This window comes from Pseudomonas sp. MC6, from assembly GCF_054790575.1.
Genome location: NZ_CP186504.1, coordinates 2,751,065 through 2,761,855, shown reverse-complemented (window position 1 = coordinate 2,761,855; position 10,791 = coordinate 2,751,065). Strand labels below are relative to the sequence as shown.

Here is a 10,791-nt window from a genome sequence, read left to right as displayed (position 1 = left end):
GGGAGCGAGCCTGCTCGCGAAGGGGCCAGTCAGGGCAACAAAAAATCCAGATTTTTGTCAGGACTTCACCCCCGCACGGTCTGCAAACAGACATGAAAAAGCCCTCGTTACCGAGGGCTTTTCATTAACACGGTTACATCGACCAATCAGATCTTGCCTGCGCCAGCCTTGGCCTTAACGTCGGCCGCGACTTTGTCTGCGTTCAGCGGGGTGTAGCTGTAAGGCGGGGTCCAGCCGATGTTGGTGCCCCACTTGCAGGTCAGCAAGGAGCCATTGAGCGTAGAACCCTGATCAAGGTAGGTGCTGCCACCGTAGTCGCCGGCGATTTTGTCGCAGCCGCTGATGCCGGAGATTTCGAAGGCGTTTTTCTCGGAGAAAATCTTCGAGCTCTTGCCCACACCGTGCGCGTAGCTGAACGGGTAGACCTTATGGCTGGTGCTGCCCACGTGATAGTTGTTGTACAGATGCACCTGGCCGAAGCGAACGCGTGGCGCGCGGGCGGAGATGTTTTCGAACAGGGTGTTGTGGATCGTGACCTTGAGCTTGCCATCATCGGTGGTACGGCTGTCGCTGGAACCGATCAGGTTGTTCTTCTCGTGCGACTTGAACGCCGAGTAGGAAATGGTCACGTAGTTGGCACCGTTTTTCACGTCCAGTGCGCCGTCGTGATGTTGCTTTGGACGACCGTTGGCAGTGCCGTTCTGGTCATCGGTGCGGCGGCCATCGGTGAAGGTGACATGGTCGACCCACACATTGTTGGCGCCTTCGATGGTCAGCCCGTCGTACTCGGAGTTCCAGTTGCCGGCGCTGCCGTCATTGGCGTCCCAGATCGGCTCGGGATCCCACGGGTTTTCGATGGTGATGTTGCGGATGATCACATCGTTTTCCTTGGCATAGAAGAAACCCTCGCGGATCTCCGCCGTGCTGCTCGTACCGACGATGGTCGTCTTGCCCGGGATATCCAGACGACCGCGCTTTTTCATATCGGCGGTCGTCGTATAAGCTTTGCCTTCGCTGATGTCGATCGGCCCGGTAATCTTGATGATGCGACCGTTGGTGCCGACCGAAGCGCTGAGTGCGGTCTTCAGTTCGGCAGCGTTCTTCACGGTGTAGATGTTGTTGGCTGCCGCTCTGGAGCCACCCTTGGTGCCACCGTTTTGCGTGGCCCAGCCAGTCGTTGCAACATCCAGCCAGATATCGGCTGCTTGTGCAGGCAGGCTGGAAAACAGCAGGCTGCCGACGATGGCGCTGGCCAGTTTGCAGGCCGTGAAGGTTGTTGGTTTTGTCATGAGTAATCAGATCCTTGATTAACTTGAGTGTTTTACACGCGATGTCTCGACGTGTTTCTCGAGCGGACGTCCTTATCGCCATTGCAGCGAATCGAACGTCCGCTGCATGAGAAATCCTATCATTGAACTGGTGCGTTGTCGTACAACTGAATGGGCTATGATGCGTAATTATTCGAAAACTCGAGATTTTTGTTGCTGATGGACAGATCCAACGCCACACCCAATGTTCGTCGCCGGCATCGCAGCCTGGCGGAGGACCTGGTCACCGAGCTGTCCCGACGCATTTGCAGTGGCGAACTCGCGCGCGCGACGAAGCTGCCGACTGAATCTCAGGTCATGGCCGAGCACGGCGTCAGTCGCACGGTCGTGCGCGAGGCGATATCGCGTCTGCAGGCAGCAGGCCTGGTGGAAACCCGGCACGGTATCGGCACCTTTGTTCAGGACATTCCCAGCCCGAGCGGTTTTCGCATTGATCCGGACAGCATCGTCACGCTTCAGGATGTCCTCGCGGTGCTTGAATTGCGCATCACTTTGGAGGTCGAGGCTGCCGGCCTTGCGTGCGCGCGACGTACCGATGAGCAGCTGCAACTGATGCGTGACTCGCTGGACGCCATCAATTCCCGCGCCGTCAGTGTCGACTATGCCGTGTCGGCGGATTTCCAGTTCCACCAGCAAATTGCGCTGGCCACCGGCAACCGCTATTTCACCGACATCATGCTGCACCTAGGCGCGAACATTCTGCCGCGCACACGCCTGCATTCCAAACGCCTGGAGAATGACCGCAAGGAGCCCTATCTGGAGCGCCTCAGTCGCGAGCATGAAGACATTTACATTGCGATTGTCCGGCGTGATTCCGACGCCGCACGCGCAGCCATGCGCTTGCATCTGTCCAACAGCCGCGAGCGTCTGCGCCGTGCCTACGAGGCCGCAGACGCGGCGGCGTTGAACGTCTGAAGCCTCAGGCGCGGGCCTTGGGTTCGGGCAGGCCTTGAACGCCCGGATTGAGGGCGAACACCCCGCCCGCCAATGGCTGGTCGGCGAGGTCGATGCCTTGCGGGCGAATCGAGGTGACAAACAGGGTGTCGAGCCGAGGGCCACCAAAGGCACACATCGTCGGTTTCTTCACCGGTACCGGCAGCGCGCGATCCAGTTTCCCCTGCGGGGTAAAGCGCAGCACCAGGCCGGCATCAATCGCGCAGATCCAGTAACAGCCGTTTGAGTCGACGGCGGCACCGTCCGGTCGACCGGGGTGGTCGTTCATGTCGACGAACAACCGGCGGTTGTGCGGCGTGCCGCTGTCGATGTCGTAATCGAAGGCCCAGATCAGTTGACGACTCGGGTGCGAATCGGACAGATACAGGATGCTCCCGTCGGGACTGAACGCCAGGCCGTTGGGCACTACGAGGTCCTCCAGTTGCGGCGCGAGCATCGATGCATCATTCGGGTTTTGCGCGTCGTAGCGATACAGCCCGCCGACCGCCTCGGCACCCATGGCGGTTGGCATCGAGCTGGCCCAGAAGCGTCCCTGACGATCGCAGCGACCATCATTGAAACGCATGCGCGGGCGGGCGTGCTCGACGCCGATGAGCTTTTCGGCAGCCAGACGTCCGTCAGCCTGCGGGCACAGTTTGAACAGGCCACTTTCCTGCGCGCCCAGCCAATGTCCCGCTTCGCTGCGGGCGATACAGGCGAGCATTTCGTCCGCCTGCCAGCAGTCGGTCTGGCCGTCGAGCTGCCAGCGATGCAAGCGGCCGGCCGGAATATCCACCCAATACAAGGCATTTTCGTCGGCTTGCCAGACCGGGCTTTCACCGGTGGCGTTGCGCGCATCGACAATCAGTTCGGCACTCATGAGTGCGTCTGCGCCGGCGTTTCAAACGGACCTGCAGCGGTAAAGGCGCCGCCCTGATACAAGCGGTCGGGGTGGTCGGCAGCGAGTGCCGGTTGTTGTTCGACCTTTGCGCGAAAGGCTTCGGAACTGTCCTGCGGCGCAAAGCCCAGGTGCGCGGCGTAACGGTTGCTCCACCACTGATCACGGTTGGCGGACACCCCGTACACCACGCTGTGCCCGACATCGCTGGCCAATAGTGCGCGGGCGATCAGATGCTCCAGATCGGTATAGCTCAGCCAGGTCGCCAGCATGCGCAGGTTGCGCGGTTCGGGAAATGAGGAGCCGATGCGCAGGCTCACTGTTTCAATGCCATAGCGGTGGAAATAGAACGTTGCCAAGTCCTCGCCGTAAGCCTTCGACAAGCCGTAATAACCGTCCGGGCGCCGCGGCGAATGGGCGTCGATCTGTTCGTCCTGCGAGTAGAAACCGGTGACGTGGTTGGAGCTGGCGAAGACGATGCGCTTGACTCCGTGCAGACGCGCGGCCTCATAAACATGAAAGGTGCCGCGAATATTCGCCTCGAGGATTTCTTCGAAGGATCGCTCCACCGAGATCCCGCCCAAATGCACGATGGCATCGACGCCCTCGACCAGCGCGGCGACAGCGGCCTTGTCGCTTAGATTGCAGTTGATCACTTCGTCATGCGCGCCGCGACTCGGCGCCATCGCACTGATGTCCGAGGCGCGGACGATGTCGGCGTGAACCTGCAGGGTTTCGCGCAGAATCTGGCCGAGCCCACCGGCGGCGCCGGTCAGCAGAATACGGTTGAAGGGTTTGGCTTGCGTAGCGTGTGTGGTCATGGTCGGGTCTTCCATTACGCGGGGGAGAAAGGGGGAGCGGCGGGGGGGCTGCCCGACAAGCGATGCGCGCTCGCCAGGCAAAGCTGCACGCGGCTTACATGAAGTTGTACTGCACGCCCAGACGCCAGCGAGCCTGGCGGTCGGGTGAGGTGGACTCGACTTTGATGTCGCCGATTTCCATGAAGGGCGCCCATTGTTTGGTGAGCTTGTATTTGACGATCAGGTTCTGTTCGTAGTCGCTCTTCTTGTTGTCGTAGCGGATGTAGTCGGTCTTGAAATAGATGAACTGATATTCGTAGGCCCACTTGTTGGCTGGCGTATAGCCGAGCCAGCCTTCGAAGCGGTGGGTGGTCTGGTCATCCTTGTAGTGATCGGGCATGTCTTTGTTGACCTGATCGCGATCGAGTTTGCGCAGGTCCAGGCGATAGCGCGTCGCAACGTAAAAGGCGTCGTCGATTTTGTAGTTGTACTTGAGGCCGAACTTGTAGGCGGTCGCATCCTTGGAGCTGTCCATCTGAAACGCCGGGGTCAGCGTCGACTGTGCGCTGAGCTTGTAGTTGTAGCTCACCGTGAACTCATGGCCGTTGTTGACCATGTTGTCGTAGGCGACATCTTTGCGGTCACCGGCCGTGCGGTATTTCATCTCCGCCTCAAACCCCAGTCCACTGTCCAGGCGGTAGTTGAGCTTGATTCGGTCGGCGTGGGCGCTGTCCTCCTCGGTGTACTGGTGGCGGTAGTTGAGGCTGGCGGAGTCAGCGTTGACAGCGAAGGGCAGGCCGAGGGCCGCGACAGTGACGAGCGTGCGTAGGGTGGTGTTCATACGGTCTTCTTTTTTTGTTTTTGTTAGGGTCGTTTGACGAGTACTACAGGCACCGCGATGTTGCGTATGGCTCTCATTTGAGCCGCAGATATAAGTTATCGTACGACAAGATGACTCGTCTACGTGATTTTGCTTGTTTAGAAACATATTGATACATATATGCCCTATGAATAGGGTTCTAAAGCAAGTCCTGTTATTCCGTAGTCATCTTTAAATATGGCGCTTTGCTGGACGTTTAGCCGCAAAGGCTTCGATTGGAAGAGGTGTTATTGGGTCTTTTCAAGTGTTGTACGATGACCTATGATCGGTCGCAACCGACGACACTCCTGTCACAAATCCAATAAGAAGGCTCAAGACGTCCATGAGAATCACAGCAGTCAACGTCCAGGTTTTTTCCTATCCCACCCGCCGCGCAGTCGACAGCGCCGGTCATGCTCATCCTGGTGATGTCAGTCAGGCGCAAATGGCGTTGCTGCGCATCCAGACCGAAGACGGCAAGGAGGGTTACGCCCTCGGTGCGCCGGAACTGATTCGTCCTTATGTGCTGGATGGTTTTGTGCGCAAGGTGCTGGTCGGGCAGAACGCCTTTGATCGCGAAAAGATCTGGCATGACCTGGCGCATTGGCAGCGTGGCAGCGCCAGCCAGTTGACTGATCGCGCGCTGGCGTTGGTCGAGCAGGCGTTGTGGGATTGGGCGGGGCGCAAGCTCGGCGTACCGGTGCACAAGTTGATCGGTGGTTTTCGCGACAAGGTGCCGGCATACGGCTCAACCATGTGCGGCGATGAATTGCCCGAGGGCCTGGCGACGCCGGAAGATTACGGACGCTTTGCCGAAACGCTGGTCAAGCGCGGCTACAAGGCGATCAAGTTGCACACCTGGATGCCGCCGGTCTCGTTCGCACCGAGCCCGCGCATTGACGTCAAAGCCTGCGCGGCGGTGCGCGAAGCGGTGGGCCCGGACATCGCCTTGATGCTCGACGGTTATCACTGGTACAGCCGCACCGAAGCGCTGTACATCGGACGTGAACTGGAAAAACTCGACTTCGCCTGGTTCGAAGAACCGATGATGGAAGAGTCCGCCGAATCCTATGCCTGGCTGGCGGGGCAACTGGACATTCCGGTGCTCGGCCCGGAGACCCTGTCCGGCAAACACCTGAGCCGGGCCAGTTGGGTCAAGCACGACGTTTGCGACATCCTGCGTGCCGGCGTCGCCGGGGTCGGCGGGATCGGGCCTTGCCTGAAAGTCGCGCACATGGCCGAGTCGTTTGGCATGGATTGCGAAATTCACGGCAACGGCGCAGCCAACCTGACAGTGGTTGGCGCGATCAAGAACTGCACCTGGTACGAGCGCGGTTTGCTGCACCCGTACCTGGATTACGACGAGGTGCCGGCGTACCTCAAGCGCCTGGTCGACCCGATGGACAGCGACGGTTTTGTGCATTTGTCCGACCTGCCGGGTCTGGGCGAAGACATCGACTTCAACTTCATCGAGATGAACACGCTTAAAAGCTTCTGACGTGTACGCGGGCTGCCCGGTGCATGCCGGGTTGTCCGAGAGCCCTATAAATATAAGAAAGGCACTCTCGCTATGAACATTCTTCCTTCGCTGTGGGCGCGGGTTCTGGCGGCTACCCTGACGGTGACCGCGCTACCTGTCGTGCATGCCAAAACCCCGGCCGATCAATTGATCGTCGGCATGAGCATGATCAATCTGCTGTCCCTCGACCCGGCGGCCGCCACCGGCCTGGACGTGTCGGAGATCAATGCCAATCTCTATGACATGTTGCTGGTGCAGGACGTCGCTGCGCCGGATCAGCTGTTGCCGGCACTCGCCGAGCGCTGGCAAGTCAGCGACGACCGCAAGACCCTGACCTTCAATCTGCGCCAGGGCGTGCAATTTCAATCGGGCAACCCGTTGAGCGCCGAAGACGTCGCCTGGTCGTTGCAGCGCGTGCTCAAACTCAATCTCGCATTGGCGTCGACCTGGAAGGCTTACGGTTTTACCGCCGAGAATGTCGAGCGTTCGATGCGCGCGACTGATGCCAATACCTTCGTCATCGAATTGCCGCGCCCCACCGATCCACAGTTGGTGCTCAACACGCTGGCGACCTCGCCAAGCGCCTTCATTCTCGACCGCAAAAAAGTCCTCGAACATCAGAAGAACAATGACCTCGGCGCCGCCTGGCTGGTGACGCACGCCGCCGGCAGTGGTGCCTTCGTGCTCAATGACTGGCGGGCCAACGACGTGATCCTGATGAGCCGTTTCGACGGCTACTGGGGTGGCCCGGCCAAGCTCAAACGCATCGTCATGCGCAACATGACCGAGTCGCAGTCGTTGCGGCTGATGATCGAGCGCGGTGACCTCGACATCGCCAAAGGCATGTCGGCGCCGGACATCCAGGCCTTGCAGAAAAGCGACAAGGTCCGCACGCAAACCCTGCAACGCGGCACGCTGTATTACGTCGCGCTGAGCGTGAAGCAGCCAATGTTTGCCGACGCGCGCGTGCGCAAAGCCGTGCGCTCGTTGATCGACTATCAAGGCATCAACCAGACCGTCATGCCGCACTACGGCGTGATCAATCAGCGGCCGATGCCGTTGGGACTGGCCGCGCGCCTGCCGGATCCCGGTTATCGACTGAATGTCGATGAGGCAAAAAAACTTCTCGCTGACGCCGGTTACCCCAACGGGTTCAAGACCAGCATCCGCGTGCTGGCCGAGCCGCCCTTCATCAACATTGCCTCCAACCTGCAATCGACGCTGGCGCAGGCCGGGATCGAAGCCAGCATCATCACTGGCACCGGTAACCAGATCTACGGCGCCATGCGTGAGCGCAGTTTCGACATCATCGTCGGCCGTGGCGGTGGCGGCGCCGAACGTCATCCTCATTCGAGCCTGCGCACGCTGGTGTACAACCCGGATAACCGTGACGAGGCCAAGCTGAGCAACTTTCAGGGCTGGCGCACTTCGTTCTACAGTCCCGAGTTGAATCAGTTGATCGAGAGTGCCGAAGTCGAGCCCGATGCGCAGAAACAGCAGGCGCAGTATCAGGACATCCAACAGCAACTCGATCAGCAAGTGGGCGCGATTCTGCCGGTCTCGCAGATGACCGACACGGTGCTGGTCTACGCCGATGTTGCCGATTTTCAGGGGCACACGGCCGCGACCACGCGCTACAAAGACGTCTACAAAAAACGCTGAAATGCACGGACGAACTTCGCGTGCCGGGTGCACCGGTGACCGTTTTATCAGGAGCTGACTATGTTTGTTATGACTGCCTCTGCCATGGGAGCCCGCGCCTCCAATACTGCGCGGCGTGCCAGCACGGTACTGGTGACGTTGCTGGGCCTGCTGGCGCTGACGTTTATCATCGGTCGGGTCATGCCGCTCGATCCGGTGCTGGCGGTTGTCGGGCCGGATGCCGACAGCTCGACTTACGATCAGGTGTACCGGGCGATGGGGCTGGACAAGCCGATCTGGACCCAGTTCGGCCTGTACCTCAATGACTTGCTGCACGGCAATTTCGGCAACGCGCTGTTGACCGGGCACCCGGTGCTCGATGATATCCGCCGAGTGTTCCCTGCCACCATCGAACTGGCGACTCTGGCCATCCTCTTCGGTGTGCTGATCGGTTTGCCGCTGGGCGTCTGCGCGGCGAGTAATCAAGGGCGACTGGGCGATCATGTCGCGCGAGTGATAACCCTGTTCGGCTATTCCACGCCGATTTTCTGGCTGGGCATGATGGGCTTGCTGGTGTTTTACGCCTGGCTCGGCTGGGCCGGTGGCGCCGGTCGCATCGACCTGACGTACGACGGCATGGTGCCCGAGGTCACCGGGCTATTGCTGATCGATTCGAGCCTGGCCGGTGATTGGGAAGCCTTCGCCAGCGCCTTGCGCCACATCGTCTTGCCGGCGCTGATCCTTGGGCTGAACTCGGTGGCTTACATCAGTCGGATGACCCGCAGCTTCATGCTCGAGCAACTGTCTCAGGAATACATCATCACCGCTCGGGTCAAGGGTTTGTCGCGTCGCCAGGTGGTCTGGGGTCACGCCTTTCGCAACATCCTCGTGCAACTGCTCACAGTGGTGGCGCTGGCTTACGGCTCGCTGCTCGAAGGCGCGGTGCTGATCGAAACGGTCTTTGCCTGGCCGGGTTTCGGCCAGTACCTGACCAGCAGCCTGATGCTCGGCGACATGAACGCGGTGATGGGCTGTGTGCTGGTAATCGGTTTGATTTTTGTCGCGCTCAACCTGATCAGCGATGCCTTGTACAAGGTCTTCGATCCGCGCACCCGTTAACACGCCTGGCTGCGGCACCAAAACTATAAAAACAAGGATTTTTCAATGACGACTGCATTTACCAAACTGCACGCTGGCCTGTTGGCGGCGGTCCTGGCGCTGGTGCCGATGACCCAGGCCAGCGCCAAGACGCCGGCCGATCAACTGATCGTCGGCATGAGCATGGTCAACCTGTTTTCCATCGATCCGGCCAACGCGCCGGGCCTCGACGCTTCCGGCGTCAATGCCAATCTTTACGACACCCTGGTCAAGCGTGATCAGGGCAATCCGGAACAGCATCTGCCGCAACTGGCCGAGCGCTGGACGATCAGCGACGACGGCAAGCAGATAACCTTTCATTTGCGTCAGAACGTGAAGTTTCACTCCGGCAATCCGCTGACCGCTGAAGACGTGGCCTGGTCGTTGTACCGGGTGATGAAACTGAATTTCGGCCTGGCCACGACCTGGAAAGCCTACGGTTATAACGTCGACAACATCCAGTCACTGATCCGTGCCAGCGATGCCCACACGCTGGTTATCGACTTGCCGCAAACCATGGACCCACTGTTATTGATTGACTCGCTGGCGATCTCGCCGAGCGCGGTGGTGATCGATCGCAAAACGGCTTTGGCGCATGAGAAAAACGCTGACCTCGGTGCTAACTGGCTGGTGACCAACGAGGCCGGCAGCGGCCCCTTTGTACTGAGCAAATGGACCGCGAACGACTCGTTGTTACTGACCCGCTTCGACGGTTACTGGGGTGGTGCTGCCAAGCTCAAGCGCGTGGTGGTGCGGCACATGACCGAATCGCAGTCGCTGCGCCTGATGCTGGAGCGCGGTGACCTCGATCTGGCGTATGGCATGGCCGCACCGGACATCCGCGCCATCGACGGTTCGGAAAAAATCCACGTGCAGTCACTGCCGCGCGGCACCATGTACTACGTCGCGTTGAGCATGAAACAGCCCGAATTTGCCAATCCCAAAGTGCGCGAAGCGGTGCGCAACCTGATCGACTACAAGGGCCTCGACGAACAGGTGATGCCGTATTACGGCCAGCTGAATCAGCAGCCGATGCAACTCGGTCTGGCGGCGCGCCTGCCGGATCCGGGTTATCACATGGACGTCGCCAAGGCGAAAAAACTCCTCGCCGAAGCGGGTTATCCGGACGGCTTCAGCACGACCATTCGCACCTTGTCAGAGCCGCCCTTCATCGACATCGCCGCGCGTCTGCAAGCGACGCTGGCCGAGGGCGGGATCAAGGCCAGCATCGTCAACGGCACTGGCAACCAGGTGTATGGCGCCATGCGCGCGCGCAACTTCGACATCATCGTTGCGCGCGGGGCCGAGCGCTATCCGCATCCGTATTTCAGCCTGCGTACGTTTGCCTACAACCCCAACAACAGCGATGACGCCGGCCTGCCGAATTTCCAGGGCTGGCGCGCGTCGTTTTTCAGCCCGCAGCTCAATAGCCTGATTGATCAGGCCGGGGTCGAACGCGATGCCGGCCAGCGCCTGAACCTGTATCACCAGGCGCAGAAAATCTACGACGAGCAGGTCGGCCCGATCATGATGATTTCGCAGATGACCGACACCGTGGTCAGCGCCGCCGACGTCAAGGGCTTCGCCGGTGATGATGCCGAGGCCACGCGCTATCTGGGTGTCTACAAACAACGCTGAACGCTGAACGCTGCCCGGTGCGTCGGCGTACGCGCCGG

General features: G+C 59.9%; 9 protein-coding genes. 5 read left to right on the top strand and 4 right to left on the bottom strand.

Annotated features, from left to right (window positions below; translation table 11 throughout):
* Positions 1–146 precede the first annotated feature (146 nt).
* On the bottom strand, positions 147–1,289 hold the full coding sequence (locus ACOYXE_RS12350; protein ID WP_160057185.1) for a pectate lyase family protein: 1,143 nt from the start codon (positions 1,287–1,289) through the stop codon (positions 147–149).
* A gap of 198 nt (positions 1,290–1,487) precedes the next feature.
* Here ACOYXE_RS12350 and ACOYXE_RS12345 point away from each other — a divergent pair, with 198 nt between their 5' ends.
* Positions 1,488–2,243, top strand: coding sequence for a FadR/GntR family transcriptional regulator (locus ACOYXE_RS12345; protein WP_038364752.1), 756 nt, complete (start codon positions 1,488–1,490; stop codon positions 2,241–2,243).
* Between the two features lie 4 nt (positions 2,244–2,247).
* Here ACOYXE_RS12345 and ACOYXE_RS12340 read toward each other — a convergent pair whose 3' ends face one another.
* The 3 genes from ACOYXE_RS12340 to ACOYXE_RS12330 all read right to left on the bottom strand — a co-directional run bounded on the left by ACOYXE_RS12340 (position 2,248) and on the right by ACOYXE_RS12330 (position 4,800).
* Positions 2,248–3,141, bottom strand: a complete 894-nt coding sequence (locus ACOYXE_RS12340; RefSeq protein ID WP_460929445.1) for an SMP-30/gluconolactonase/LRE family protein — start codon at positions 3,139–3,141, stop codon at positions 2,248–2,250.
* Complete coding sequence (locus ACOYXE_RS12335; RefSeq protein WP_405121957.1) at positions 3,138–3,980, bottom strand: NAD-dependent epimerase/dehydratase family protein; 843 nt, start codon at positions 3,978–3,980, stop codon at positions 3,138–3,140. The genes ACOYXE_RS12340 and ACOYXE_RS12335 overlap by 4 nt, the downstream gene beginning before the upstream one ends.
* Positions 3,981–4,074: 94 nt before the next feature.
* Entirely contained in the window at positions 4,075–4,800 is a 726-nt protein-coding gene (locus tag ACOYXE_RS12330; protein ID WP_122597771.1) for an oligogalacturonate-specific porin KdgM family protein, read from the bottom strand.
* A gap of 361 nt (positions 4,801–5,161) precedes the next feature.
* On the opposite strand from ACOYXE_RS12330, the gene ACOYXE_RS12325 reads away from it, so the two are divergent.
* The 4 genes from ACOYXE_RS12325 (at position 5,162) to ACOYXE_RS12310 (ending at position 10,753) form a co-directional block, all read left to right on the top strand.
* Entirely contained in the window at positions 5,162–6,316 is a 1,155-nt protein-coding gene (locus ACOYXE_RS12325; RefSeq protein ID WP_008079679.1) for a mandelate racemase family protein, read from the top strand.
* Between the two features lie 72 nt (positions 6,317–6,388).
* Positions 6,389–7,999 carry an ABC transporter substrate-binding protein gene (locus ACOYXE_RS12320; RefSeq protein ID WP_460929443.1) on the top strand — a complete coding sequence of 537 codons (1,611 nt, stop codon included), beginning with the start codon at positions 6,389–6,391 and terminating at the stop codon, positions 7,997–7,999.
* Positions 8,000–8,083: 84 nt separating this feature from the next.
* A complete protein-coding gene (locus tag ACOYXE_RS12315; RefSeq protein WP_460929823.1) occupies positions 8,084–9,097 on the top strand; it encodes an ABC transporter permease in 1,014 nt (337 codons plus the stop codon).
* A gap of 45 nt (positions 9,098–9,142) precedes the next feature.
* Positions 9,143–10,753 (top strand): ABC transporter substrate-binding protein, encoded by a 1,611-nt coding sequence (locus tag ACOYXE_RS12310; RefSeq protein ID WP_460929441.1) that lies wholly within the window; start codon positions 9,143–9,145, stop codon positions 10,751–10,753.
* Positions 10,754–10,791 lie beyond the last annotated feature (38 nt).

Excerpts from the sequence above, each read along its gene's own strand:
- ACOYXE_RS12325 (WP_008079679.1), top strand. The coding sequence starts at position 5,162 with ATGAGAATCACAGCAGTCAACGTCCAGGTTTTTTCCTATCCCACCCGC.
- ACOYXE_RS12335 (WP_405121957.1), bottom strand. The coding sequence starts at position 3,980 with ATGACCACACACGCTACGCAAGCCAAACCCTTCAACCGTATTCTGCTG.
- ACOYXE_RS12310 (WP_460929441.1), top strand. The coding sequence starts at position 9,143 with ATGACGACTGCATTTACCAAACTGCACGCTGGCCTGTTGGCGGCGGTC.
- ACOYXE_RS12350 (WP_160057185.1), bottom strand. The coding sequence starts at position 1,289 with ATGACAAAACCAACAACCTTCACGGCCTGCAAACTGGCCAGCGCCATC.
- ACOYXE_RS12320 (WP_460929443.1), top strand. The coding sequence starts at position 6,389 with ATGAACATTCTTCCTTCGCTGTGGGCGCGGGTTCTGGCGGCTACCCTG.
- ACOYXE_RS12345 (WP_038364752.1), top strand. The coding sequence starts at position 1,488 with ATGGACAGATCCAACGCCACACCCAATGTTCGTCGCCGGCATCGCAGC.
- ACOYXE_RS12330 (WP_122597771.1), bottom strand. The coding sequence starts at position 4,800 with ATGAACACCACCCTACGCACGCTCGTCACTGTCGCGGCCCTCGGCCTG.
- ACOYXE_RS12340 (WP_460929445.1), bottom strand. The coding sequence starts at position 3,141 with ATGAGTGCCGAACTGATTGTCGATGCGCGCAACGCCACCGGTGAAAGC.
- ACOYXE_RS12315 (WP_460929823.1), top strand. The coding sequence starts at position 8,084 with ATGGGAGCCCGCGCCTCCAATACTGCGCGGCGTGCCAGCACGGTACTG.